The organism is Vibrio maerlii, from assembly GCF_003415655.1.
Classification (GTDB): Bacteria; Pseudomonadota; Gammaproteobacteria; order Enterobacterales; family Vibrionaceae; genus Vibrio; species Vibrio maerlii.
On record NZ_QRHC01000012.1, the window covers coordinates 1 to 24036 of the forward strand.

At 45.8% G+C, this 24036-nt stretch carries 27 protein-coding genes and 1 other RNA gene; 21 read left to right on the forward strand and 7 right to left on the reverse strand.

The annotated features are described in order from the left end of the window. Positions 1 to 248 precede the first annotated feature (248 nt). From ftsB to rpoS, 8 genes are all read left to right on the forward strand, one after another. Positions 249 to 527: a cell division protein FtsB gene (ftsB, locus tag DPF91_RS17990; RefSeq protein WP_117235834.1), complete on the forward strand. Its 279-nt coding sequence runs from the start codon at positions 249 to 251 to the stop codon at positions 525 to 527. After that, positions 527 to 1219, forward strand: coding sequence for a 2-C-methyl-D-erythritol 4-phosphate cytidylyltransferase (ispD, locus tag DPF91_RS17995; protein WP_117235835.1), 693 nt, complete (start codon positions 527 to 529; stop codon positions 1217 to 1219). The genes ftsB and ispD overlap by 1 nt, the downstream gene beginning before the upstream one ends. Before the next feature lie 26 nt (positions 1220 to 1245). After that, positions 1246 to 1722, forward strand: a complete 477-nt coding sequence (gene ispF / locus DPF91_RS18000) for a 2-C-methyl-D-erythritol 2,4-cyclodiphosphate synthase (RefSeq protein ID WP_117235836.1) — start codon at positions 1246 to 1248, stop codon at positions 1720 to 1722. A 12-nt stretch (positions 1723 to 1734) separates the two neighbouring features. Then, on the forward strand, positions 1735 to 2757 hold the full coding sequence (gene truD / locus DPF91_RS18005; RefSeq protein ID WP_117235837.1) for a tRNA pseudouridine(13) synthase TruD: 1023 nt from the start codon (positions 1735 to 1737) through the stop codon (positions 2755 to 2757). A gap of 24 nt (positions 2758 to 2781) precedes the next feature. Then, positions 2782 to 3519: a 5'/3'-nucleotidase SurE gene (gene surE / locus DPF91_RS18010; RefSeq protein ID WP_117235838.1), complete on the forward strand. Its 738-nt coding sequence runs from the start codon at positions 2782 to 2784 to the stop codon at positions 3517 to 3519. Positions 3520 to 3537: 18 nt separating this feature from the next. Then, positions 3538 to 4164 (forward strand): protein-L-isoaspartate(D-aspartate) O-methyltransferase, encoded by a 627-nt coding sequence (locus DPF91_RS18015; protein WP_117235839.1) that lies wholly within the window; start codon positions 3538 to 3540, stop codon positions 4162 to 4164. Between the two features lie 2 nt (positions 4165 to 4166). Further along, positions 4167 to 5075, forward strand: coding sequence for a peptidoglycan DD-metalloendopeptidase family protein (locus DPF91_RS18020; protein WP_117235840.1), 909 nt, complete (start codon positions 4167 to 4169; stop codon positions 5073 to 5075). A gap of 118 nt (positions 5076 to 5193) precedes the next feature. Continuing rightward, on the forward strand, positions 5194 to 6156 hold the full coding sequence (gene rpoS, locus DPF91_RS18025; RefSeq protein WP_117235841.1) for an RNA polymerase sigma factor RpoS: 963 nt from the start codon (positions 5194 to 5196) through the stop codon (positions 6154 to 6156). Between the two features lie 105 nt (positions 6157 to 6261). On the opposite strand, the gene degS is transcribed toward rpoS, so the two are convergent. From degS to zapG, 3 genes are all read right to left on the reverse strand, one after another. Next, the gene (degS, locus tag DPF91_RS18030) at positions 6262 to 7323 is read right to left on the reverse strand and encodes an outer membrane-stress sensor serine endopeptidase DegS (protein WP_117235842.1); all 1062 of its coding nucleotides are present in this window, start codon (positions 7321 to 7323) and stop codon (positions 6262 to 6264) included. A gap of 114 nt (positions 7324 to 7437) precedes the next feature. Beyond that, positions 7438 to 8805, reverse strand: a complete 1368-nt coding sequence (locus DPF91_RS18035; RefSeq protein ID WP_117235843.1) for a Do family serine endopeptidase — start codon at positions 8803 to 8805, stop codon at positions 7438 to 7440. A gap of 100 nt (positions 8806 to 8905) precedes the next feature. After that, entirely contained in the window at positions 8906 to 9364 is a 459-nt protein-coding gene (gene zapG / locus DPF91_RS18040; protein ID WP_117235844.1) for a Z-ring associated protein ZapG, read from the reverse strand. A gap of 185 nt (positions 9365 to 9549) precedes the next feature. Between zapG and zapE the strand changes: the two genes are divergently transcribed. From zapE to sspB, 8 genes are all read left to right on the forward strand, one after another. Next, entirely contained in the window at positions 9550 to 10671 is a 1122-nt protein-coding gene (gene zapE / locus DPF91_RS18045) for a cell division protein ZapE (RefSeq protein ID WP_117235845.1), read from the forward strand. 245 nt (positions 10672 to 10916) lie between these two features. Then, entirely contained in the window at positions 10917 to 11345 is a 429-nt protein-coding gene (gene rplM, locus DPF91_RS18050) for a 50S ribosomal protein L13 (protein ID WP_117235846.1), read from the forward strand. A gap of 15 nt (positions 11346 to 11360) precedes the next feature. Continuing rightward, positions 11361 to 11753, forward strand: coding sequence for a 30S ribosomal protein S9 (gene rpsI, locus DPF91_RS18055; protein WP_101112439.1), 393 nt, complete (start codon positions 11361 to 11363; stop codon positions 11751 to 11753). Between the two features lie 313 nt (positions 11754 to 12066). Next, positions 12067 to 12663 carry a ubiquinol-cytochrome c reductase iron-sulfur subunit gene (petA, locus tag DPF91_RS18060; RefSeq protein WP_117235847.1) on the forward strand — a complete coding sequence of 199 codons (597 nt, stop codon included), beginning with the start codon at positions 12067 to 12069 and terminating at the stop codon, positions 12661 to 12663. Continuing rightward, complete coding sequence (locus DPF91_RS18065; RefSeq protein WP_117235848.1) at positions 12663 to 13928, forward strand: cytochrome b; 1266 nt, start codon at positions 12663 to 12665, stop codon at positions 13926 to 13928. Before petA ends, DPF91_RS18065 begins: the two co-directional genes overlap by 1 nt. Beyond that, positions 13925 to 14662 carry a cytochrome c1 gene (locus DPF91_RS18070; RefSeq protein WP_117235849.1) on the forward strand — a complete coding sequence of 246 codons (738 nt, stop codon included), beginning with the start codon at positions 13925 to 13927 and terminating at the stop codon, positions 14660 to 14662. Before DPF91_RS18065 ends, DPF91_RS18070 begins: the two co-directional genes overlap by 4 nt. A gap of 100 nt (positions 14663 to 14762) precedes the next feature. Then, positions 14763 to 15398 (forward strand): stringent starvation protein SspA, encoded by a 636-nt coding sequence (gene sspA / locus DPF91_RS18075; RefSeq protein ID WP_117235850.1) that lies wholly within the window; start codon positions 14763 to 14765, stop codon positions 15396 to 15398. A 23-nt stretch (positions 15399 to 15421) separates the two neighbouring features. Next, a complete protein-coding gene (gene sspB, locus DPF91_RS18080) occupies positions 15422 to 15901 on the forward strand; it encodes a ClpXP protease specificity-enhancing factor (protein ID WP_206355584.1) in 480 nt (159 codons plus the stop codon). An 87-nt stretch (positions 15902 to 15988) separates the two neighbouring features. Here sspB and DPF91_RS18085 read toward each other — a convergent pair whose 3' ends face one another. Genes DPF91_RS18085 through DPF91_RS18100 form a run of 4 tightly spaced genes read right to left on the reverse strand, consistent with a single transcriptional unit; the run spans position 15989 to position 19329 of the window. Further along, positions 15989 to 16564: a BON domain-containing protein gene (locus DPF91_RS18085; RefSeq protein ID WP_117235852.1), complete on the reverse strand. Its 576-nt coding sequence runs from the start codon at positions 16562 to 16564 to the stop codon at positions 15989 to 15991. Between the two features lie 5 nt (positions 16565 to 16569). After that, positions 16570 to 17160, reverse strand: coding sequence for a phosphoheptose isomerase (locus DPF91_RS18090; RefSeq protein WP_117235853.1), 591 nt, complete (start codon positions 17158 to 17160; stop codon positions 16570 to 16572). Positions 17161 to 17162: 2 nt separating this feature from the next. Continuing rightward, complete coding sequence (locus tag DPF91_RS18095; RefSeq protein WP_117235854.1) at positions 17163 to 17531, reverse strand: YraN family protein; 369 nt, start codon at positions 17529 to 17531, stop codon at positions 17163 to 17165. Continuing rightward, positions 17518 to 19329 carry a penicillin-binding protein activator gene (locus DPF91_RS18100; RefSeq protein ID WP_117235855.1) on the reverse strand — a complete coding sequence of 604 codons (1812 nt, stop codon included), beginning with the start codon at positions 19327 to 19329 and terminating at the stop codon, positions 17518 to 17520. Before DPF91_RS18100 ends, DPF91_RS18095 begins: the two co-directional genes overlap by 14 nt. Positions 19330 to 19396: 67 nt before the next feature. On the opposite strand from DPF91_RS18100, the gene rsmI reads away from it, so the two are divergent. The 5 genes from rsmI (at position 19397) to DPF91_RS18125 (ending at position 24028) form a co-directional block, all read left to right on the forward strand. Then, a complete protein-coding gene (gene rsmI, locus DPF91_RS18105) occupies positions 19397 to 20260 on the forward strand; it encodes a 16S rRNA (cytidine(1402)-2'-O)-methyltransferase (RefSeq protein ID WP_117235856.1) in 864 nt (287 codons plus the stop codon). Between the two features lie 87 nt (positions 20261 to 20347). After that, positions 20348 to 20776, forward strand: an RNA gene (gene rnpB / locus DPF91_RS18110) — RNase P RNA component class A. A gap of 182 nt (positions 20777 to 20958) precedes the next feature. Beyond that, complete coding sequence (gene rsmH, locus DPF91_RS18115; protein WP_117235857.1) at positions 20959 to 21909, forward strand: 16S rRNA (cytosine(1402)-N(4))-methyltransferase RsmH; 951 nt, start codon at positions 20959 to 20961, stop codon at positions 21907 to 21909. Further along, positions 21909 to 22232, forward strand: a complete 324-nt coding sequence (ftsL, locus tag DPF91_RS18120; protein WP_117235858.1) for a cell division protein FtsL — start codon at positions 21909 to 21911, stop codon at positions 22230 to 22232. The genes rsmH and ftsL overlap by 1 nt, the downstream gene beginning before the upstream one ends. After that, on the forward strand, positions 22229 to 24028 hold the full coding sequence (locus tag DPF91_RS18125; protein ID WP_117235859.1) for a penicillin-binding transpeptidase domain-containing protein: 1800 nt from the start codon (positions 22229 to 22231) through the stop codon (positions 24026 to 24028). The genes ftsL and DPF91_RS18125 overlap by 4 nt, the downstream gene beginning before the upstream one ends. The last annotated feature ends 8 nt before the right edge of the window (positions 24029 to 24036 follow it).

Sequence of the window (24036 nt, forward strand, 5' to 3'; positions counted from 1 at the left end):
CTAGCTCTCTAGCTCTCTAGCTCTCTAGCTCTCTAGCTCTCTAGCTCTCTAGCTCTCTAGCTCTCTAGCTCTCTAGCTCTCTAGCTCTCTAGCTCTCTAGCTCTCTAGCTCTCTAGCTCTCTAGCTCTCTAGCTCTCTAGCTCTCTAGCTCTCTAGCTCTCTAGCTCTCTAGCTCTTAACCTTCTCCCTTTTCCTTAACTATGATATAACTCTCACCTATATTCCCCTTAACCGAATGACCTGATTTCATGCGCATTTTTGCTCTCGTTCTTCTGTGCTTACTTGGCTGGCTGCAGTACACACTGTGGATGGGCAAGAATGGTATTGTTGATTATCAACGTGTCAGTAACGACATTGAAATACAGCGCCAGGTGAATACCAACCTGCAAGATCGCAACAACGAGATGTTTGCTGAGATAGATGACTTACGTCAGGGGTTGGATGCCATCGAAGAGCGCGCTCGTCATGAGCTCGGTTTGGTTAAAGACGGAGAAACCTTCTATCGAATTATTGAGGATAAGCGTTAATGCCTCTCCCTATCGTTGCAGTGGTTCCCGCAGCAGGTGTAGGCAGCCGAATGAAGGCTGACCGACCAAAACAGTACCTTCCTCTTCATGGTAAAGCGGTGTTAGAACACACCATAGAGAAGCTATTGGAACACCCTAGAGTAGAACGCGTTGTCGTTTCAATCTCAAAAGATGATCCTTATTTTCCAGAGTTAGAAATAGCGACAAACCCAAAAGTAACGCGTGTAGCTGGCGGAAAAGAGCGTGCGGACTCCGTGTTATCTGGTCTTCAATATCTTGCGCAAGAAACACCAAGTGCTCTAGCTCTAGTACATGACGCTGCTCGTCCATGTATAACGACAGATGATATTACTAAGTTGATTGAGTCTGTAGAATTGAACAAGATTGGGGCGATTCTAGCCGCGCCAGTGCGAGACACGATGAAGCGTTCAGCGCCAAGTGGTGGCATTGAACATACGGTCGAACGTGTCAACTTATGGCATGCGCTCACTCCTCAGTTATTTGAAGCCACTGAGCTGGCAATGGTATTGAGACAAGCGTTAGAGCAACAAGTTGTGATCACTGATGAAGCCTCTGCGTTTGAGTGGGCTGGCAAGCCGGTCAATATTGTTACTGGCCGAGCCGATAATTTGAAGATTACCCAGCCAGAAGATTTGGCTTTAGCAGAATACTACCTAGCCAAAGCGCATTGAGCCTTGGTTGAGGATTAGGAGATATTATGATTCGAATTGGTCATGGATTTGATGTCCATAAGTTTGGTGGCGAAGGCCCGGTAATCATCGGTGGTGTTGCTATTCCTTATGAGCAAGGCTTGATTGCTCACTCGGATGGTGACGTTGCACTTCATGCTTTGTCTGATGCACTTTTGGGTTCTATCGCGGAAGGAGACATTGGTCGTCACTTCCCGGATACCGATGCTGAATGGGAAGGGGCTGATAGCCGCTTCTTACTTCGTGATGTCTACAAAAAAGTGAAGGCAAAGGGCTACACTATCGGTAATGTGGATGTCACCATCATGGCGCAAGCTCCTAAAATGGCCCCATATATTAAAGATATGTGTGCCGCTATTGCTGAAGATCTTGAAACAGAACTAGCAAATGTAAACGTAAAGGCGACAACGACAGAGAAGTTGGGCTTTACTGGCAGAAAAGAAGGTATTGCGGTAGAAGCCGTTGCCTTGATTATTAAGAATTAAGACGAAATAACCATGACAGATATCCTAGCACCACTGGCTTACCTAAACGGTCAACCAACGGCAAAAGCAAAACTGAAAGCGAAACCAGAACACTTTGTAGTTAGAGAAGACCTAGGTTTTGAGTTGGCAGGGGAGGGGGAACACCTCATGGTTCGTATCCGAAAAACGGGAGAGAACACCAGCTTTGTTGCCAACGAAATTGCTAAATTCTGTGGTGTGAAATCAAAGGATGTAAGCTGGGCGGGTTTAAAAGACCGCCATGCCGTGACTGAGCAATGGCTGAGCATTCATCTGCCAAAGGGCGAAACACCAGACTTCACGGCGTTTCTAGCTCAATATCCAAGTATTGAGATCTTAGCGACGACTCGTCATAACAAAAAGCTACGTCCAGGTGACCTAACCGGTAATGAGTTTGAGCTAACACTCTCTGAGGTTACCGATGTTGAAGACGTATTAAAACGATTAGAGAAAATTTCCACATCAGGTGTGCCAAATTACTTTGGTGCGCAAAGATTTGGTAATGAAGGCAATAATGTGGCAGAGGCTCGTCGTTGGGGCCGCGATAACGTACGAACTCGTAATCAAAACAAGCGCAGTCTATATCTGTCTGCCGCGCGTTCTTGGATCTTTAATCAGATTGTTTCAGCTCGAATTGAGCAGCAAGCATTTGATCAAATATTAGTGGGTGATATCGTACTTAATGGCGATAAGCAGCAGCATGTTGAGGCAGTGCCGGTTGAAGGTGAACCTCAAGTTACAGCGGCACTTGCAGGAGACAATACTCTACCAACTAGTGGTAAAGTATTAGATTTGGAGCAAGCATGTGTCGATTCGGAGCCAGATTTGATGGCACTTATTCGCGGCAACCGTATGCGCCATGACCGTCGAGTAATCAACCTAAAACCAGACAACCTTACTTGGACCTCGACTGAAGACCAAGTCACGCTTAAGTTTTCTTTGGATGCAGGCTGTTTTGCAACCGCAATTGTCAGAGAGTTGGTTGAAGAGATTCCAGTTGAGCGTGTATACGCGTAGTAAAACTTAAGTGCAGGGAAAGGAATGAAAATACTACTGAGTAATGACGACGGTGTTCACGCTGAAGGTATCAAAGCACTTGCGGATGCGTTGAGTGATATTGCTGAGATTGTGGTTGTCGCGCCAGATAGAAACCGCTCGGGAGCATCAAACTCCCTCACGCTTGAGCAGCCACTTAGGGTTAGTGAGATTTCACCTAAGACCTTTTCGGTTCAAGGGACGCCCACAGACTGTGTTCACTTTGCCTTAAACGAATTGATGAAAGATGATCTGCCTGATCTTGTATTATCGGGGATTAACCACGGTGCAAATCTGGGGGATGATACGCTTTATTCGGGTACAGTCGCAGCCGCAATGGAAGGACACTTTCTTGGGGTTCAATCTATTGCTTTCTCTCTAGTCGGTAAGAAGCACTTTGACACTGCAGCAAGAATTGTAAGAGAGGTGGTAGAGCGTCATATTAGCTCGCCAATTCCGACCAATCGATTACTCAACATCAATATTCCAGATGTTGATTATGACGCGTTGCAAGGGCAACAGGTGACACGCTTAGGTGCTCGTCACCACGCAGAAAATATGATTAAGCAACAGGACCCACGTGGTCATGACATATACTGGTTGGGGCCTCCTGGGAAAGAACAAGATGCCGGTGAAGGTACGGACTTTTATGCTATCGAGCATAATTTTGTCTCAATTACGCCGCTCCAAGTTGATTTGACCGCTCATGAATCATTACCAGCGATGAGCAGCTGGTTAAGCTAAAAGTAAGACATAACTATAATAATGAATCCTCAAGCAGAACAACTTATTCATTTCCTGCAAGCGAATGGAATCGAAGATTCACGTGTATTGAATGCTATACACGCACTTCCACGTGAGCTTTTTGTTTCACCTGCTATGGTGCATCAAGCATATGACAATAATGCTCTGCCTATTGGCCAAGGGCAGACGATCTCTCAACCGTATATTGTTGCAAAGATGACTGAACTGTTAGAGCTGAAGAATGATAGCCGTGTACTAGAAGTTGGTACAGGTTCAGGCTATCAAACGGCTGTTCTTGCTCAGTTAGTTGATCATGTTTACTCCGTTGAGCGCATCAAAGCGTTGCAATGGGAAGCAAAGCGTCGACTTAAGCAGCTCGATATTTACAATGTCTCAACTAAACATGCAGATGGATGGCTGGGTTGGAACGCGAAAGGCCCGTTTGACGCGATTATCGTGACTGCGGCTGCAAGTGAAATCCCTCAAGCATTACTAGCTCAATTGAATGATGGTGGGCGATTAATCATACCTGTAGGTGATGAAGAGCAACAGCTGCTCAAAGTTACCCGAAATGGGGAACAGTACTTCCAGCAAGTGGTCGAAATGGTGCGTTTTGTACCCTTGGTTGCGGGAGAGTTAGCTTAACTATGCGAAAGGATTGGTGTCGTTTCATTAGTATCACATTTATGTTCGCCATATTGGCGGGCTGTGCTTCTCATTCACCGGCACCAGTTTCAAGTTTATCTAAATCTTCATCAGGTAAGTACAGTCAAGTCGAACGTGGGTCTTACCGTGGAAGTTTTTATGAGGTCAGCAAAGGGGATACTTTATATTTTATTGCCTATCTAACGGATAAAGATGTGAAAGACATTATTCGTTATAACGGATTAAAAGCCCCTTATGTTATTCACCCTGGCCAAAAACTTAAGCTTTGGCAACCTGCTTATAGTGCACCAAGTTATGGTGGTACTGGAGTCAGCGTTGCTGCTGCTTCAACCACCGCCCCAGCTGCAAGTGGAACGACGGCCCCTAAAAAATCGCCACCCCCAGCGGCGAAAACAAGTACAGCGTCCACTGCAAAAACATCGACAAAGAAGGTTGAAACCTCAAAACCAAAGGAGTATGTTAAACCAACAAGTAAACAAAATGTTAACAAAACTGTGAGTAAGCCAACATCTTCAAACGATAAAGTATCGAAGTGGTTGTGGCCTACAAAGGGTAGAGTTATCAAGGGGTTCTCTACGGGAGACCAGGGCAATAAAGGGATTGATATCGCTGGACAGCGTGGGCAATCGGTTATTGCAACTGCCAAAGGGACCGTCGTTTATTCAGGCAATGCGCTCCGTGGTTATGGCAATCTAATAATAGTAAAGCATAACGAAAATTATCTAAGCGCATATGCACATAACGATAAATTACTTGTGAGTGAAGGCAGCAAAGTCTCAGCTGGTCAACAGATTGCTACCATGGGTAGCTCTGGTACTAACAGTGTGAGGTTACACTTTGAAATTCGCTATAAAGGTAAGTCAGTGAATCCAAAACGCTACTTGCCTTAGGTGATCACATACAGCAGGTCAGGAAGACCTGAGCTTATTGTTGATCATCTTGCTTATGGTTAATCATTAGCGGCATATTGAGTAGTTATGTCTTGCTAACTCGCCAGGGGGAGGCGTTATGAGTAAGAGCAACACAGCAACCAAAATTGAAGACTTCAATTCACAAGAAGCACAATTAGAATCGATGGACGCACGTCCAGTTGAAGAGGTTAAGGAAGAGGTCGAACTTACAGCCAAAAACCTCGATGCGACTCAATTATACCTTGGTGAGATTGGCTTCTCGCCACTCCTAACGGCAGAAGAAGAAGTTCTCTACGCACGTCGTGCCCTACGAGGCGATGAAGCAGCCCGCAAACGCATGATCGAGAGTAACCTTCGCTTGGTAGTGAAGATCTCTCGCCGCTATAGCAATCGTGGCCTTGCTCTGCTTGATCTTATTGAGGAGGGTAACTTAGGTTTGATTCGTGCGGTAGAGAAGTTTGATCCAGAACGCGGTTTCCGTTTTTCAACATATGCAACCTGGTGGATTCGTCAAACGATCGAACGTGCTCTAATGAACCAGACGCGCACAATTCGCCTACCGATCCATGTTGTAAAAGAGCTGAATATTTACCTCCGCACCGCTCGTGAGCTATCTCAGAAGCTCGATCACGAACCAACGGCAGAAGAGATTGCTACTCAGCTTGATAAGCCTGTGAGTGATGTAAGTAAGATGTTACGCCTCAATGAACGTATCAGTTCAGTTGACACCCCGATTGGTGGTGATGGCGAAAAAGCACTGCTCGATATTATTCCTGATTCAAACAATTCAGATCCAGAAGTCTCTACCCAAGATGATGATATTAAAACATCGTTGATTGAGTGGCTTGACGAGCTAAATCCTAAGCAGAAAGAGGTGCTAGCGCGTCGCTTCGGTCTATTAGGTTATGAACCATCTACTCTTGAAGAAGTTGGTCGTGAGATCAGCCTGACGCGTGAGCGTGTTCGCCAGATTCAAGTCGAAGGCCTTCGTCGTCTACGTGAGATCCTAATCAAGCAAGGCTTGAACATGGAAAATCTATTCAATATTGAAGACGATTAATCAACGAGTATTAAGCTTTGATGAGATAGCAAAAGAGGCACCTAGGTGCCTCTTTTTAGTTCTGTATCGTTTATAGAAATCCGATTGTGCATTGAGCTTTCGCTATTAGCGTAGGTCTTCACCAACTTCGATCTGTATCGTCATCTCTTCGCCTGCGCGCAAAATAGTGACATCGGCTGTTGTACCTGGTCTCAGGTCTGTCACGATATCCATTACGTTTTGTTTACCGTTGATCTTCTGACCGTTAATCACAGTAATGATATCTTGTTCTTGCAAGCCAGCCTTGGCTGCCGGGCCGTTAGGCTCTACGCCAAGCACGATGATGCCACCAAGGTGCTGAGTGCCAAGTAGCCGCGCCGTCACTTGATTAATGTCTTGTCCATCAACCCCAATATAGCCTCGAATTACACGACCGTCTGCGATGATTTTTTGCATTATTTTATTTGCAAGCGGATAGGGAATTGCAAACGAAATCCCATAGGTTTCCAAGTCCGTCGCCTGTTGGAAAGAGGCGGTGTTGATACCGACTAACTCGCCGCGAGTATTGACCAAGGCTCCACCGGAGTTACCCTGATTAATCGCAGCATCGGTTTGAATGAATGCCTGGCGACCGTCAGCGCTAATGGAAGAACGACCAGTTGCTGAAATAATGCCGAATGTGGTGGTTTGACCTAGGTTGTATGGGTTCCCAATTGCCAGCACAATATCCCCCACATTCGCAGAGTATTCCGTGTTGAGCGGAATGACGGGTAAGCCACTGCCTTCAATACGCAAGATAGCGATATCGGTTCTACGGTCTTGACCCACCATCTGAGCGTTAGCGATGCGACCGTCTTGCAGAGCAACGATGATCTGGTCTGCTTGAGCGACAACGTGGTAGTTGGTGATGATATAGCCCTTATCACTCACAATTACTCCAGAGCCTAGCCCTTGTGTTGAAAGCTTAGAACGATTCTGTTCCACATACTGGCGACTGTAGATATTAACTACTGCTGGAGCGGCTCGACGAACAGCCTGGTTCAGCGATAACTGAATATCGGTATAGGTCTCAGGAGTTTCATCTTGAGTGATTGGCGGAATATTAGTGCGTAGAGATGGAAAAGCCAGAAGAACAATAGCGGCTGTGACAATACCAAGCAGGGTAGAGCGCAAGATAAAATTAAGCATCGTTCCTCTGATTCAATGACGGTTTAGATTGAGGAGAATAACATTTTGATTCGCGTAAATAAAAGGGAAGAGCGTTTAGGCTCTTCCCTAGTATTCTAGTTCTAAAGTATGAGGTTATCGAACAACAAGGTAAATTGTGCGATCACCTCGTTGAATATTCAGTGCCAGTACACTTGGGTTTGCTTCAAGGATCTTACGTAGCTGAGCAACATTCTTAACGCGCTTACGGTTCACACCAATAATAATATCGTCTTGCTGTAGCTCATAAGAAGCAGCCGGTGAGTTCTCAGCAATGGCAGTTACCTTTACACCTTCAACCTTGTCTTCTTTGGTGGTATTTGCAAGTTCAGCGCCTTTAAGACCAGGGTGCATTGAATCTGCCTTGGTCTTGCTTTGGCTCGACTCGCCTAGCGTCACGTCGAATGATTCTGTTTCACCATCACGAACCACACCCAGCTTCACCTTTTTACCCGCGCCTAGGGTTGCAATCTTAGCGCGAAGCTCACTGAAGGTACTGATCTGCTTACCGTTGATTGAAACGATAATATCACCAGCTTGGATGCCTGCTTTATCAGCTGCGCTATCTGGAATCACTTGGCTTACGAACGCGCCCTTGCTTGATTCATACCCTAGAGCTTCTGCAAGTTCAGAGGTGATCTCACCACCCTGAACACCCAACATGCCGCGTTTCACTTCGCCAAACTCAAGAATCTGGTCAGTCAGGTTTTTCATCATATTAGCAGGGATAGCAAAACCAATACCGACATTACCGCCATTTGGCCCAAGAATCGCTGTGTTGATACCTATCAGTTCACCATTCAGATTAACGAGTGCGCCCCCCGAGTTACCGCTGTTGATCGCGGCATCGGTTTGGATAAAGTTCTCGAAGTTCTCAAGATTTAGGCCACTACGTCCCAGAGCCGAGACGATACCAGAGGTAACTGTTTGTCCAAGACCAAACGGGTTACCGATCGCGACCGTGAAGTCACCCACACGCAGGTTGTCTGAATCAGCAATGGTGATTTGAGTGAGGTCGCGTGCTTTCTCTAGCTTCAGCAGCGCAACGTCAGACATTTCATCGCCACCAATTAACTCTGCTTTGTATTCACGCCCATCATGCAGTTTCACCGAGATTTTGTCGGCACCGTTGATAACGTGGTAGTTTGTCACGATGTGACCTTCTTTAGCATTAATGATGACACCAGAGCCCAGACCGCGGAAAGGACGCTCCTGAAGCTGCTCCATAGGGAAGTCATCACCAAAGAAAAATCGGAAAGATTCTGGGATACGTTGCTGTGAAACTTGTTTGCCTTCAACGGCAATACTAACGACGGCAGGAGTGACTTCCTCCAACATTGGAGCAAGACTAGGTAGTTGTTGTCCGTCAACAGAAAGTGGTAATGCGGCTGTAGCCGGTAGAGGCGTGATGATCGCGCTTAAGCTTAGTGATAAGGCAGTTAAGGCAAGCAAAGGCTTTTTCATCGAGTATCTCCTATTATGCTAAGTGAGATATCTGACTCAAAAGCCTGTGTGAAGTTCAAAATAAATCACTTAGCGGTAAAGAATTTATCGTAACTATTGATTATGACGCTTTTGCCATCGCAGCTTCTGGTGCTTCAACGACAGGCTTCTTTTCTTCTTTTAACAAGCCAGTTGCGCCACTTGCGTAATCCTTCGGTTGTTCTTCTAGCTGCTCTGCGGTGCTATCGATAGTATTCTCTGAGTCTGGGCTTGCTTGTTCAGCAACCTTCTTAGTAAATGGATTATCTTGCTCAGGTAAATTGGGTAGCAGCTCGGCAGAGGTCTTCGCCATGTGCTGATATAACTTAGTGTAGTCCTTACCTAATATATCGAGCATCTCTGCAGTTTCCGCGAAATGGTCAGCTAGCTCTTGCTTCTGTTGTTCGAGTGAAAACTTGGTTGTCTCCAGCTCCTTTTGAATCTGTTTTTGTTGCTTGTATTGTGGGGTAGTGAGTCGAGAAATGATGATGCCCAGTACAGCACCGACCAACAAACCTACGACAGCATAAATCCAAGGCATATAAGCTCCTTATTATAGTTTGTAACATGCTGATTACGTATCAATTACACATGCTCAAATAGCATGGTACTATGAGTCCAATAACCAATAAAGTGAAATAGCTACCAAAAATTGTGTATAGGTATGACGTCGAGTCGATAGACCCTTAGTCCAATAATTTACCTCTAAAGACAAATTAAGCCCTTATGACACCGATAGAAAAATATAATAAAGATATAACAGAGTACGACTTTCAAGCCGATAGTGCACAAAAAAAGGCGGTCGAATCGTTAGAGCGCTTATACCATGAGATCATTGAGTATCAGCAAAGGCCCGAGCCCGAGACACCCTCATTCTTCCAATCTCTTGCTCAAAAGCTAAAAGGCACCAAAACGAGCGTTGAGTTAGGTGCGCCTCAAGGACTCTATTTTTGGGGGGGAGTTGGGCGAGGGAAGACCTACTTAATGGATACCTTCTTTGATCTTTTGCCGACTCAAAGAAAAATCCGTGTGCATTTTCATCGCTTTATGTATCGTGTTCATGATGAGCTTAAGTTACTGAATGACGTCAGTGACCCTCTAGTGGTCATTGCTAATAAGTTCAAGCAAGAGGCTGACATCATCTGTTTTGATGAGTTTTTTGTTTCAGACATCACAGATGCGATGATTTTAGGAACTTTGTTTGAGGCGATGTTTAACGAGGATATGGTGCTAGTCGCGACCTCAAATATTCCACCGGAAGACCTTTACCGAAACGGGCTTCAACGTGCTCGATTCTTGCCAGCGATTTCGCTTATTCAAAAAAATTGTCAGGTATTGAATGTAGACAGTGGTATTGATTATCGCCTCCGCACCTTAGAGCAAGCAGAGATCTATCATTATCCTTTAGACCAGCAAGCCGATGAAAACCTTTATCGTTATTACCAACAACTGGTTGGGGAAGGTAAGGCCAAGCTAACCGGAATTGACATTAATCATCGCAATATACCCGTGATTGAAGCGAGCGATGGGGTACTGCATGCCAGCTTTGCTCAGCTTTGTCAGACAGCACGTAGTCAAAATGACTATATAGAGATATCTCGTCTATATCATTCTGTGCTTTTGGCTGAAGTACCGCAGATGAATGTCACCATGGACGATGCGGCAAGGCGATTCATTGCTCTGGTGGATGAATTCTACGAACGCAACGTGAAGCTGATCATTTCAGCACAAGTGTCACTGGAAGAGTTGTACACACATGGGCAGCTAGAGTTTGAATTTAAGCGCTGCCAGTCCCGTCTTACTGAGATGCAAAGCCATGAATATCTAGCAAAAGAGCATCTCGCGTAGTGTTTTTTTCGTCTCTTACGAGAGCCGAAGAAAAAAATCGTGATTTTGTTCAAAAAGAGGTGATTTTTTCTTCGCTCTTCTCTATAATCCTGCGACCTACCGTTACTGCAGGCCTCTAACAATAATGTGAATTATCGTTATGCCGAGAGTTTCCAACACTCGAAGGGGTGGCGAATGGGGCTCTTAGACAGTGGGAATACTTAGTATTCCTTAAGTGTAAATTTTTTTAATAGGTAATTATTAGCATGAAAACTTTCGTTGCTAAACCAGAAACTGTAAAACGCGACTGGTACGTTGTAGACGCTGAAGGTAAAACTCTTGGCCGTCTAGCAAGTGAAATTGCATCTCGCCTACGTGGCAAACACAAAGCTGAATACACTCCACACGTTGACACTGGTGATTACATCATCGTTGTAAACGCGGAGAAAGTTACTGTAACTGGTAACAAGGCTAAAGGTAAGATCTACTACCGTCACACTGAGTTCCCAGGTGGTCTTAAATCAATCAGCTTCGAAAAGCTGATCGATCGTAAGCCTGAGATGGCTCTTGAGCTAGCAGTTAAAGGTATGCTACCACGTGGTCCTCTAGGCCGTGCTATGTACCGTAAGCTGAAAGTTTACGCTGGCGCTGAGCACAACCATGCTGCTCAACAACCACAAGTACTAGACATCTAATCGGGGATTATGAAAATGGCAGAGAACCAATACTACGGCACTGGCCGTCGCAAAAGCTCAGCAGCTCGTGTTTTCATCAAACCAGGCTCTGGTGAGATCGTAATCAACAAGCGTAGCCTTGACGTTTACTTCGGTCGTGAAACTTCTCGCATGGTTGTTCGTCAGCCACTTGAGCTAGTTGAACTAACTGAGAAACTAGACCTATACATCACTGTTTCTGGTGGTGGTATTTCTGGTCAAGCTGGTGCGATCCGTCACGGTATCACACGCGCTCTTATGGAATACGATGAGTCTCTACGTCCTGCTCTACGCGCAGCTGGCTACGTTACACGTGACGCACGTTGCGTTGAACGTAAGAAAGTTGGTCTACGTAAAGCACGTCGTCGTCCACAATTCTCTAAGCGTTAATTTATCGCTTATTGCTTTCAGCTTTCTCAAGCTGGAATGTGGTATCAAAAGCTCGGCTTATGCCGGGCTTTTTGTTTTTTATCCCTCTCTAAAGTTTTCTTTTCTCCAACGAAATTGCAGATACGTTTTGCTTTTGTGACCTGATGGGCGATTTACCTCACAGATGTTACAAAAAGGTAGCTTTATCTTGTCAAAAAGTAGGGTTTTATTTATCATTTCACGTCAATAAATAGAACTATATTGTTATTTTGTTAGCCATGCTCTACAGCGGAAATAATAACAAACCAAATGGAGCAAATTGGAGAATGTTTGGATGAGCAATGCGCCTTTAAATAATGGTCGCCGGCGCTTTCTGACCGCAACAACAGCCGTTGTTGGTGGTTTAGGAGCAGCAGCGGTTGCCGTACCTTTTATTAAATCGTGGAACCCAAGTGCAAAAGCGAAAGCTGCGGGTGCTCCAGTCGAAGTTGATATCGGTAAAATTGAAGAGGGTGCGCTACTTCGTGTTGAGTGGCGTGGTAAACCTGTTTGGATCGTGAGACGAACTGAGCAAACTCTTCAAGAACTTAAGAAAGTTGAAAACCAACTTCGCGACCCAGCTTCACAAGAAGCTCAACAACCAGAGTATGCAACCAATGAATTCCGCTCAGTGAAACCTGAGTTCTTCATTGCGGTTGGGCTTTGTACTCACCTAGGTTGTTCACCAACCCACCTTCCAGATACTTTTGGTGAGCAGGTTCAAGGTGTGAAATCTGGCTTCTTCTGCCCATGTCATGGTTCGAAGTTTGATATGGCTGGACGTGTATTCCAAAACGTTCCTGCGCCGCTGAACCTAGTTGTTCCTCCTCATAAATTCCTTTCAGATACTAAAGTGATTATTGGTGTTGATGACAGCACAGGAGAGGCATAATGCAACCACTATTAGATTGGGTGGAAAAACGTCTACCCGCGATGAATGCTTATAAAAAGCATCTCTCTGAATATCCAATGCCAAAGAACTTCAACTTTTGGTATCTATTTGGCTCTCTTGCAATGCTGGTTCTGGTTAACCAAATCCTGACAGGTATTTGGCTGACAATGAACTACGTACCATCTGGCGAAGGTGCGTTTGCTTCTATCGAATACATCATGCGTGATGTTGAGTACGGCTGGCTATTGCGTTATATGCACTCTACAGGTGCATCTGCCTTCTTCGTGGTTATTTATCTGCATATGTTCCGTGGCCTTATCTACGGTTCATACCAAAAGCCACGTGAGCTTCTATGGCTGTTCGGCATGCTGATTTTCTTGGTGTTGATGGCTGAAGCCTTCATGGGTTACCTACTTCCTTGGGGACAAATGTCTTACTGGGGGGCGCAGGTAATTATCTCTCTATTTGGCGCTATTCCCGTTATTGGTGATGACCTAACGCTGTGGATCCGTGGTGACTACGTTATCTCTGGTGCTACATTGAACCGCTTCTTTGCGCTTCACGTTATCGCACTACCTATCGTTCTGTTACTGCTTGTTGTGTTGCACGTTTTAGCACTGCACGAAGTGGGCTCAAACAACCCTGATGGTATCGAAACTAAGCTACCAAAAGGCTCGATGGGCGACGATTACAAGACGCAGTTCAAGTTCCATGATTACTACACTAAGAAGTACGACATCATCGACTCCATTCCATTCCACCCTTATGGTACGGTGAAAGACCTTATTGGTGTGGCGGGCTTCTTGTTCTTCTTCTGTTACGTGTTGTTCTTCAACCCTGAGATGGGCGGCTACTTCCTTGAGCCACCTAACTTTGAAGCTGCAAACCCACTTAAAACACCTGAGCACATTGCTCCTGTTTGGTACTTCACACCGTTCTACGCAATCCTACGTGCCGTTCCGGACAAGTTGTTAGGTGTGGTAGCGATGGGTCTATCGATTGTGTTCCTGTTCCTACTTCCATGGTTTGACCGTTGTAAGGTTCGTTCTTACCGCTACCGTAGTAAGTTCCACCTAATCAACATCATTCAGTTCACGATTAGCTTTATCGCGCTAGGTATTTTGGGGGCTCTACCAGCAACACCAACATACACACTTATGGCGCAGATCTTTAGCTTAGGTTATTTCATGTTCTTCATCCTACTGTGGTTCTACAGTAAGAACGAGGCAACGAAACCACTACCAACAAGGGTGAACTTCAAATGAGAAAATGGATTGTAGCTTTATTTGTTCTGTTACCCTCGCTGGCGTTTGCTGCAGGGAGTAATGTTCCACTAGATAAGGCAAATAATGATATTAGTGATCAAGCATCACTACAAAACGGCGCTAAGCTGTTTATGAACTACTGTTTCGGCTGTCACTCTACGCAATATCAACGATACGAGCGTGTTGCAAACGACTTGGGTATTCCTCTCGATCTACTCAAAGAGAACCTAATGTTTGATCCCGAAGCGAAAGTAGGTGATTTGATGGAGAACTCCATCCCTGATGCTTCTGCTGCAAAATGGTTTGGTGCTACACCACCAGATCTGACGCTGGTAGCGCGTGTTCGTGGCACGGATTGGCTATACACTTACCTTCGTTCGTTCTACGAAGATCCATCTCGTCCATTTGGTGTGAACAACATTGTTTTCCCAAGTGTAGGTATGCCGCATGTGCTTGAAGAGTTACAAGGTATTCCTAAGCCTGTATACGGCACTAAAGTCGTTGATGGTGAAGAGCAACAAGTGGTTGTCGGCGTAGAATCCGACGGTACTGGTGAGCTTAGCAGCGGTGAATATGACCAAGCGGTACGCGACCTAGTTAACTTCCTTGAGTACTCTGGTGACCCAGTTCAACTAGAGCGTAAAACAATGGGTTGGTGGGTAATGGCGTTCCTTGTGATCTTCTCGATTGTTGTTTATCTGCTTAAGAAAGAGTATTGGCGTGATGTGCACTAATTGTGCTATCATACCGTGCTAATTCCTAATTTTTAATCTATATACAATGGAGGCTTAGCCTCCATTGTTTTTTTTATCTGTAAGTGTTCTGGAGGGCTCAATGGCTGTAGCTGCCAATAAACGTTCTGTGATGACTCTTTTCTCAAGTGCATCTGATATGTATAGCCATCAGGTTCGTATCGTTCTTGCTGAAAAAGGCGTAAGTGTTGAGGTTGAACTAGTTGACGAAGCTAATCTACCTAACGAACTGATTGAGTTAAATCCATATAAATCTGTTCCAACCCTAGTGGATCGTGAGCTTGCGCTTTACGATTCAAAAATCATCATGGAATACCTAGATGAGCGTTTCCCTCACCCACCTCTGATGCCGGTTTACCCAGTAGCTCGTGGTAACAGCCGCCTAATGATGTACCGCATCGAGCGCAACTGGTACTCACTAGCAGAGAAAGTTGTGAAGGGTAACGCAGAAGAATCAGAAGCTGCACGTAACAAGCTACGTACAGATCTACTGACGCTAGCGCCAATCTTTGCTGAGTACGAGTACTTTATGAGCGAAGAGTTCAGCTTGATCGATTGCTACCTAGCACCACTACTATGGCGTCTTCCTGAGCTTGGTATTGAGCTAGTTGGTCCTGGTTCTAAAGAGCTGAAAGTCTACATGAACCGCGTATTTGAACGTGATTCATTCCTTGCTTCTCTAACAGAAGCAGAGCGCGAGATGCGTCTAGCTCGTTAATTCTGACTATGGATATTGAGCAAATGACACCCCGCCGACCATATTTGCTGCGTGCATTTTATGATTGGCTGGTGGATAACGACCTTACACCGCATCTTGTGGTCGATGCATTGCTGAATGGTGTACGTGTTCCTGAAGAGTTTATTCAAGATGGACAAATCATTTTGAATGTTGCTCCTCGAGCGGTTGGTAACCTAGAACTAGGCAATGAAGCGATTACGTTCAGTGCTCGTTTCGGTGGTCGCCCTCACTCAGTGATCGTTCCTCTTTATGCTGTTCAAGCAATCTATGCACGTGAAAATGGCGCAGGAACGATGTTTGAGCCAGAGGATGCGTATCTATTGGCAGACAGTGATGAAGCGCCGATGGCTGAAGTTGTGGAAGATGGTCCAAAGCTTTCTGTTGCTGATGAGCTTCCTGAGACGGAAGAGGCTGAAGCTCCAACGCCAGATGATGAACCGCCACGTCCAAAAGGTCGTCCAAGCTTACGAGTTGTGAAATAAACGCTAACGACTCGAAGTCAGATACTGAAAAAAGCAGCCGATTGGCTGCTTTTTGTTTATCAAGCTTGTTTTTAATGCGCGAAATGATTACTCGCTTGGGTACTGGAACGCCTTGATTACTTGCTTAACCCCTGAGGTGTTGCGAGCAATTTCTGTGGCTTTGTCTGCGACCTCTGGAGTGACGACTCCGAACAGGAATACTTCACCATCTTCAGTAATTACTTTGATTTTGATGTCTTTCAACTCACTATTAGCGATCAAAGAAGATTTAATTTTAGTCGTGATCCAGCTATCTTCGCTCTGGCGAGTCAATGAGATAGGTTGTTTGATTCTTAGCTGGTTGTGCACCACGTTAACGCCTTTTACCGTCGTGGTTTGTTGCTCAAACTCGTTACTCAGCTCCTGTGTGCTAGCCTGTCCCATTAGTACCACTTCACCACGGTAGGCATTTGCGACCACACGAGCCTGGCCACGAAACGGTTGTTTATTACCAAGGCCAGCCACCTCAAACTCAATATTGTTATCTGACCAGATCTCAGAGGTTGAACGATCATCCGTTACAATCGTTACGGTGGTAGCTGCCCCTGCGACGAACAGTCCAGCACAGCCAGACAACAGTGCCGCAGAACAGGAAAGTAATGCAAGACGGAAAAAGCGCTTCATATCAGTTACTCTTCGTGAGCGGGAAACAGTACTTGGTCTATAAGGTCACATAGGCAATGCAAAGTGACAAGATGAACTTCGTGAATTCGTGCGGTGCGATGGGAAGGAATGCGAATTTCCACATCGTTCTCACCCAATAGTCCAGCCATTTCACCACCATCTTTGCCCGTTAGTGCGATAATCGTCATATCACGAGTTACAGCTGCTTCCATCGCTTTAAGCACGTTACGGCTATTACCACTGGTTGAAATCGCCAGTAACACGTCACCAGGTTGACCAAATGCACGTACTTGTTTTGAAAAGATTTCTTGATAGTGATAGTCGTTAGCGACGGCTGTAAGGGTCGTGTTATCTGCCGTGAGTGCCATTGCTGGAAGGCTTGGACGCTCGGTCTCAAACTTATTGAGTAAGCAAGAGACAAATTGCTGTGCATTTGATGATGATCCACCATTGCCGCAGCATAGAATCTTATTGCCGTTAAGTAGGCTTGATACCATAGCTTGGGCAGCATGAGTGATGGCATTGGGTAGTGCGTCTGCTGCCGCAATTTGAATTTGAATACTTTCAGTAAAGCTTTCTTTAATGCTCTCTAGCATAGTTAATCCTGAGTAATTGCATTCTTTATCCACTCGACCTCATCACCGTTTTGGTGGATGGCAACGACATCAAATCGGTAGTCAGCAGAGTATGGGGATAAGTTGTTTTGCAACAGCCAAAGGTGGGCTGTTTTGATAATTCGTTGTGATTTACGGTAGGTTACCATTTCTGCGGCATTACCGAAATTCTTGTTATTGCGGTATTTGACCTCGATAAACACTATGCTCTGTTTATCGCGCATGATCAGGTCAATTTCTCCGCACTTCCGTTGAAAGTTTGAGGAGATAGGCGTGAGACCTCTGGCAGAGAGATACTTCTCTGCCAGGTGTTCGTATTGTTGGCCTTTCTTTCTTCGATTAAAGAGCGCCATGCTCCGCCCAGTCAACCTCACGCTGAATGACACATTGGTCGTCAACGCTCAACTTACCGGTTTGCCCCTGTATTTGATACTCAGGCGACAGCTTCATTTGAGGAAGCTCATCAACGAGAGTGTACGCATCCATACCCAGCGCCTGCAGACGTTTTTTGCCTAGGCTATTGTTTGGCCACAGTTCATCCATTTGACTAACTAAGGTGGCTTTACCGTTTATCAATAGTGGGATGTCGCTGAACTCTACGCCAGTTAGATCTTCGTATTGGTTAGCACCGCTGTTGCTGCGAGAGTTCGAGAATAGTTTTGGTGGCTTCGCATCTGGATTTACCGCAACCTCAATGAAAGGTTTGATTAGGGTCAGTTCTGAGCTTTTTGCAATGATGTATACCGCGTCAACATCACGACGGCTGCGTGGCGTTGCTTCCAGATCTAACCCTGTGATCTGATTCATTTGGTTGATGCGTGAGTTACTTTCTTGGAGAGCGAACACTTGATCTATGTTCTTTTGTAGCTGACGCTTGTTACCAAAGTAGTTGATCGCCACTGGATTACGGCTATATAGCTCCCACTCTTGCTCAAAGGCTGTAGCAACACGAGAACCATAGCTTCCGCTTGGAGCAAATACTAGAGGGTATTTGTAGCCTTTTTCGAATAGGTGTTTAGCTGCTTGTGCAACTTCTTGTTCTGGTGAAAGCGTGAAGTAACATAAGCCTGTGTTTGGTACTACTTCATTTGGGATGTTGAGAGCCAGAGCTGGAAGTTGCTGATCTGCTGGGCGGTTAGCTTGTGCCTGTTGGAACTTCTCGATGTTACTCTTAATGAGAGGGCCGACCACAAAGTCGATCTGACGCTCTTTTACTGTCGCTCGAATTTCGTCGGGTGTAGAGGCATTGCTATCAATAACCGTTAATGTGGCTTCAGGATCTCGCTCGGTATCGTTCATCATCGCAAAGATATAACCGTCACGAACCAGCTGTGCTTGTTGAGCAAACTTGCCCGTCAGTGGTAACAGTAGTGCGGTGTGTTGTGGCTTAGTGATCTCTAGTGCAAGGATCTCTTGAATACCTTGAGGGGTGTAAAGCGCAGCATTATGCGATGGGTTCTCTACCAACCAAGTCGATAGTCGATCTTGTAGCTCAGATAGATTGTTATTGAGCGTCTTCATCGAGATAGCGAGTTCGGCCCAGCCTTGCATAGAACGGTTGCCTTCCGCTTGTTTTAGGCGAGATAGCTCTTGCGAAGAATAAAAAGCAAGATGGCTCCAGATCGTATCTGAGTTTTCTTGTTTGTCTTGCTCTTCCATATATTGCATTAGGCTATCGCGAGCGCTTGCCGCTTCATAGTAGCGGTTAAGGCTTTCTAACATGGTGGCGCGAAGTGCGTAGTAATCTTTCCATTGCTCTTGAGGGAGTTGCCAGAAAGATTGGAAGTTTAACTTGCTAACAGCTTGTGATGCATTACCGGTGTTAAACATCAGCTCTGCTTGAGCTAATAGCCATTCGGCTTGTTGCATCTCGGACAGCTGCTGTTTGGCAATACGCTTAATCAACAACTCTGCCTGTTGCACGTTGTTGCTATCGACTGCAGCTTTAAGTGCCATAATTAGCCAATCGTTTTGCAAGCTGCCCTGAGAGCTATCGGCTCTAATCAGGTACTCTTGGGACGATTGAGCTGGATCGAGCGTGATATCAACATAAGTTGGCATCGGTGGTTTTGACGAACATGCCGCCAAGGTAATTGCTAATGCAATTGGAGTGAGTAAGCGTGGTACACTAATTCTCTTTTGGTTCATCATAGCCAAGAGTTCTTTTAAACTTAGAGTAAATTGATTCTATATTAATCGCTGAAGTGATGGTAAACAAATGATAGATAACAAAACCTTTTCAAATGAGATCCCAACTCTCTACATTGTTCCCACTCCAATCGGGAACTTAGGTGATATCACACAACGCGCGATTGAAGTATTAAATTCGGTCGATTTGATCGCGGCAGAAGATACCCGTCACACCGGAAAGCTGCTGGCTCATTTCAACATCCAGACAAGAACGTTTGCTCTACACGACCATAATGAGCAACAAAAAGCCCAAGTTTTAGTTGATAAGCTGACTCAAGGTCAGTCTATTGCACTCGTTTCCGATGCGGGTACTCCGTTAATCAGTGACCCAGGTTACCATTTAGTGACGCAATGTCGTCAAGCGGGCGTTAGAGTTGTGCCATTACCAGGTGCATGTGCGGTGATTGCGGCATTAAGTGCCTCAGGCTTGCCGTCTGATCGCTTCAGCTTTGAGGGCTTCTTGCCAGCAAAGAGCAAAGGTCGTAAAGATAAGTTCTTAGAGATCGCTAAAGTCGCACGCACATGCATCTTTTATGAGTCACCACATCGCATCATGGATTCATTGGCCGATATGTTGGAGATCCTCGGTCCTGATCGTGAAGTGGTGCTTGCTCGCGAGCTGACGAAGACTTTCGAAACTATCCAAGGTTTGCCGCTGGGTGAGTTGATTGATTGGATCAATGAAGATGATAACCGTAAGCGTGGAGAGATGGTTCTTCTTGTTCATGGCTACCGTGAAGAGGCAACTGAAGATAGTTTACCGGATGAAGCAACGCGCACTTTGGCTATCTTGACCAAAGAATTGCCTCTTAAAAAAGCTGCAGCGATGGCAGCAGAAATCTATAACTTGAAAAAGAATGCACTCTATAAATGGGGATTGGAAAATATTTAAGAACCAGAGGTGTAATTCTGCCCAATTAGCTTTAGGGGCTAGGAACTTGCTTGCATCTGGTACCCCAAGTCTATACAATCCGCCCCCGGAATAGACCGGATAGTCGCTGCTTTGTTGATGTCCTTCGGGAGACTGACGCTGAAGTCCTTTGGGATACTGGCGTTGACGTCCTTCGGGAGACTGACAAAGGGGAGGAAAGTCCGGGCTCCAAAGAGCAGGGTGCCAGGTAACGCCTGGGGGGCGCAAGCCCACGACAAGTGCAGCAGAGAGAAGACCGCCGATGGCCCTAGGGCACAGGTAAGGCTGAAAGGGTGCGGTAAGAGCGCACCGGGCGACTAGCAATAGTTCGTTGCAAGGTAAACTCCACCCGGAGCAAGACCAAATAGGCTTTCACATTGCGTTGCTCGCGTAAGAAGGCGGGTAGGTTGCTCGAGCCAGTGAGCGATTGCTGGCCTAGACGAATGGCTATCACCGTGCAAGCGGATACAGAACCCGGCTTATAGGTCTATTCCACCTATTTAAAAAAACCCATCACTAACTCATAGTGATGGGTTTTTTGCGTTATATTGACGTCGAAAATAAAAAGGACGCTATTCTTCGTCATAAAGTCACAATTAGGTACGATGTAACGGTGGAGATACCGCCTGAAATCAGTACACTAAAGGATTAACCGAATTATTTATTTCGACGGAAACACCATGACAGACACTTTTAAACATATCTCTGTACTGCTAAATGAATCAATCGATGGTTTGGCAATTAAACCAGACGGTACTTATATCGATGGCACATTTGGCCGTGGTGGACACAGTCGAACGATTCTCTCTAAGCTCGGTGAGAACGGTCGTCTATTCAGTATTGACCGTGATCCGCAAGCAATTGCAGAAGCGAAGAAGATTGATGATCCACGCTTTACCATTATTCATGGTCCATTCTCTGGTATTGCCGAATATGCTGAGCGTTACGACCTTGTCGACAAAGTAGATGGTGTGCTTCTTGATTTAGGTGTTTCTTCTCCGCAACTTGATGATGCTGAGCGTGGTTTTAGCTTCATGAAAGATGGCCCGTTGGATATGCGAATGGACCCAACATCGGGTATTCCCGTCTCTCAATGGCTAATGGAAGCGGACCTAGATGATATTACTTGGGTTATTCGTGAGTTCGGTGAAGATAAGCACGCTCGCCGTATTGCGAAAGCGATCGTAGCGTATCGTGATGATGAAGAAAACGAGCCATTAACTCGCACGGGTCAATTAGCGAAGCTTATTTCTGATGCAGCGCCTAAGAGTTTCAAAGAGAAGAAGCACCCTGCAACGCGAGCGTTCCAAGCATTTCGTATCTACATCAATAGTGAATTAGAAGAAATCGATACGGCACTGAAAGGTGCGGCTGCTGTTTTAGCGCCGGAAGGACGCCTTTCGGTGATTAGCTTCCATTCGTTGGAAGATCGTATGGTTAAGCGCTTTATCCGTAAAGAGAGCAAAGGCCCTGAAGTGCCTCACGGTATCCCGCTGACGGAAGACCAAATCAAAGAGCTAGGTAGTGCGCGCATGAAGCCAGTAGGTAAAGCTATCAAGCCAACCAAAGAAGAAGTTGAGCATAATGCTCGCTCTCGTAGTTCAGTACTGCGTTTAGCTGAGAAGCTTTAATGTTTAGCTCTAAGCAGCCTTATAATCTAGCCAAGCTTATCGCTATTGACCTATTCAGTGTAGGTCGGCTGCCATTGGCGCTGCTTATCCTAATTTTTGCTTCTGCAATGGGTGTGGTTTTCACCACACACCATACCCGTCAAGCTATCTCAGATAAAGATCTAGAATTGGTCGATCGTGAGCGTCTAGATAATGAGTGGCGAAACTTAATCTTAGAAGAAAATGCATTAGCTGAGCACAGTCGTGTTCAAGCAATGGCCGCGACAGAACTTGATATGAAGCGACCTGATGGCAATAGTGAAGTTGTAATCTCTATCAAATGACCAAAAAGCCAAGGACTGACAAAGTAACCAATACTCAAAAAGGCAAGGCAGCCAAAGCTCCCGCTTCTAAAGCAAAAGCTAAGAAACCTTCCAATAAACGAGTAATCAAGGACGAACCTGTAACTCTAATTCGCTGGCGACTTGGAGTTATTCTGTTTTGTGTCTTCGCGATTTTTTTTGCTCTCGTTGCTCGAGTGGCATACATCCAAATTATTGAACCGGATAATCTAATCAAGCAAGGGGACTTACGCTCGGTGCGAGTAAAGTCTCTCCCTTCTGCCCGCGGTATTATTTCTGATCGTAATGATGAACCGCTCGCGGTTAGTGTCCCTGTGCAAGCTGTATGGGCTGACCCTAAAACCATCTTTAAAGAAGGTGGGTTAGCAGAAAAAGATCGTTGGTATGCCTTGGCCGATGTATTGGGCTTAGAGCGTGAAGGGATGATCGATAAGCTCGAACGCAATAAGACTAAGCGCTTTGTTTACCTGCAACGTCAGGTTAGCCCTGCGATGGCGAACTATATTCGAGAGCTCAAGCTTGCTGGTATTGGTCTTAAGGCAGAATCGCGCCGTTATTATCCTACTGGCGAGGTAAGTGCTCACCTGATCGGTATGACGGGCATTGATGGTCATGGCCTTGAGGGGGTTGAGCGTAGCTACGATAAATGGTTAACGGGTGAAGCTGGCAAGCGAACCATACGCAAAGACCGCTATGGTCGAGTGGTCGAGAATATCTCCTTAGAAAAGCGAGAGGAAGGTAAGCCACTCCAACTTACCATTGATCAACGCCTTCAAGCGATCTCTTACCGAGCTATTAAACAAGCGGTTGCGGATTATCGTGCCACTTCTGGTTCAGTGATCATGCTGGATGTGAAGACGGGTGAGGTGCTCTCTATGGTGAATGCACCCTCATACAACCCTAACAATCGCGCGACTTTACAAAGCTTCTTGATGCGTAACCGTATTATCACCGACTCAATGGAACCTGGCTCGACAGTGAAACCATTCGTGGTATTAGCAGCTTTAGAGAACGGCTCTGTTGATATGGATACGGTTATTGATACCGGTAATGGCTTGATGCAAATCGGTGGTAGCCGCGTTCGCGACACATCAGCAATTGGTAAAGCCGACCTAACCACGATTCTGAAGAAATCGAGTAATATCGGTGTAGCGAAAATGGCGCTGGATATGCCGTTAGAAGCTTTGCTTGGCATGTATAGTTCAGTGGGCTTTGGCGAGATTTCCGGCCTTAACCTTATTGGTGAGACTTCCGGTATTTTCCCGAATCGACGTCGTTGGTCTAACTTTGAGATTGCGACCCTATCGTTCGGTTATGGCCTGTCTATTACACCTCTTCAACTTGCCCATGCTTATGCCACACTTGGTAACCATGGCCTTTACCAACCCATTCATATCATCGAGGGAAATCGCGAAGATCTTTCCAAGCAAGTGATTGGTGAAGAGAACTCCAATTTAGTGCTTAGCATGATGGAGACAGTGACCCAACCAGGTGGTACCGCGACCAAGGCGGCAGTGCCTGGCTATCGAGTTGCAGCAAAAACGGGTACATCGCGAAAAGCGAGTGCTGGTGGTTATAGTGATGAGTACGTTGCGATCACTGCTGGTATTGCGCCTGTAAGCGACCCTAGAATTGCTTTGGTGGTCGTTATTAACGAGCCACAAGGCGACTCTTACTACGGTGGTACTGTGGCGGGACCTGTCTTTGCTGAAGTGATGAAAGGGGCGCTGCAAATTTTAAACATTGCACCAGATGAAAACAAATTTAAACCGAACTAGGAATAATC

Coding starts and splice junctions, on each gene's coding strand:
- ftsB (WP_117235834.1), top strand. CDS start 249: ATGCGCATTTTTGCTCTCGTTCTTCTGTGCTTACTTGGCTGGCTGCAG.
- ispD (WP_117235835.1), top strand. CDS start 527: ATGCCTCTCCCTATCGTTGCAGTGGTTCCCGCAGCAGGTGTAGGCAGC.
- ispF (WP_117235836.1), top strand. CDS start 1,246: ATGATTCGAATTGGTCATGGATTTGATGTCCATAAGTTTGGTGGCGAA.
- truD (WP_117235837.1), top strand. CDS start 1,735: ATGACAGATATCCTAGCACCACTGGCTTACCTAAACGGTCAACCAACG.
- surE (WP_117235838.1), top strand. CDS start 2,782: ATGAAAATACTACTGAGTAATGACGACGGTGTTCACGCTGAAGGTATC.
- DPF91_RS18020 (WP_117235840.1), top strand. CDS start 4,167: ATGCGAAAGGATTGGTGTCGTTTCATTAGTATCACATTTATGTTCGCC.
- rpoS (WP_117235841.1), top strand. CDS start 5,194: ATGAGTAAGAGCAACACAGCAACCAAAATTGAAGACTTCAATTCACAA.
- degS (WP_117235842.1), bottom strand. CDS start 7,323: ATGCTTAATTTTATCTTGCGCTCTACCCTGCTTGGTATTGTCACAGCC.
- DPF91_RS18035 (WP_117235843.1), bottom strand. CDS start 8,805: ATGAAAAAGCCTTTGCTTGCCTTAACTGCCTTATCACTAAGCTTAAGC.
- zapG (WP_117235844.1), bottom strand. CDS start 9,364: ATGCCTTGGATTTATGCTGTCGTAGGTTTGTTGGTCGGTGCTGTACTG.
- zapE (WP_117235845.1), top strand. CDS start 9,550: ATGACACCGATAGAAAAATATAATAAAGATATAACAGAGTACGACTTT.
- rplM (WP_117235846.1), top strand. CDS start 10,917: ATGAAAACTTTCGTTGCTAAACCAGAAACTGTAAAACGCGACTGGTAC.
- rpsI (WP_101112439.1), top strand. CDS start 11,361: ATGGCAGAGAACCAATACTACGGCACTGGCCGTCGCAAAAGCTCAGCA.
- petA (WP_117235847.1), top strand. CDS start 12,067: ATGAGCAATGCGCCTTTAAATAATGGTCGCCGGCGCTTTCTGACCGCA.
- DPF91_RS18065 (WP_117235848.1), top strand. CDS start 12,663: ATGCAACCACTATTAGATTGGGTGGAAAAACGTCTACCCGCGATGAAT.
- DPF91_RS18070 (WP_117235849.1), top strand. CDS start 13,925: ATGAGAAAATGGATTGTAGCTTTATTTGTTCTGTTACCCTCGCTGGCG.
- sspA (WP_117235850.1), top strand. CDS start 14,763: ATGGCTGTAGCTGCCAATAAACGTTCTGTGATGACTCTTTTCTCAAGT.
- sspB (WP_206355584.1), top strand. CDS start 15,422: ATGACACCCCGCCGACCATATTTGCTGCGTGCATTTTATGATTGGCTG.
- DPF91_RS18085 (WP_117235852.1), bottom strand. CDS start 16,564: ATGAAGCGCTTTTTCCGTCTTGCATTACTTTCCTGTTCTGCGGCACTG.
- DPF91_RS18090 (WP_117235853.1), bottom strand. CDS start 17,160: ATGCTAGAGAGCATTAAAGAAAGCTTTACTGAAAGTATTCAAATTCAA.
- DPF91_RS18095 (WP_117235854.1), bottom strand. CDS start 17,531: ATGGCGCTCTTTAATCGAAGAAAGAAAGGCCAACAATACGAACACCTG.
- DPF91_RS18100 (WP_117235855.1), bottom strand. CDS start 19,329: ATGATGAACCAAAAGAGAATTAGTGTACCACGCTTACTCACTCCAATT.
- rsmI (WP_117235856.1), top strand. CDS start 19,397: ATGATAGATAACAAAACCTTTTCAAATGAGATCCCAACTCTCTACATT.
- rsmH (WP_117235857.1), top strand. CDS start 20,959: ATGACAGACACTTTTAAACATATCTCTGTACTGCTAAATGAATCAATC.
- ftsL (WP_117235858.1), top strand. CDS start 21,909: ATGTTTAGCTCTAAGCAGCCTTATAATCTAGCCAAGCTTATCGCTATT.
- DPF91_RS18125 (WP_117235859.1), top strand. CDS start 22,229: ATGACCAAAAAGCCAAGGACTGACAAAGTAACCAATACTCAAAAAGGC.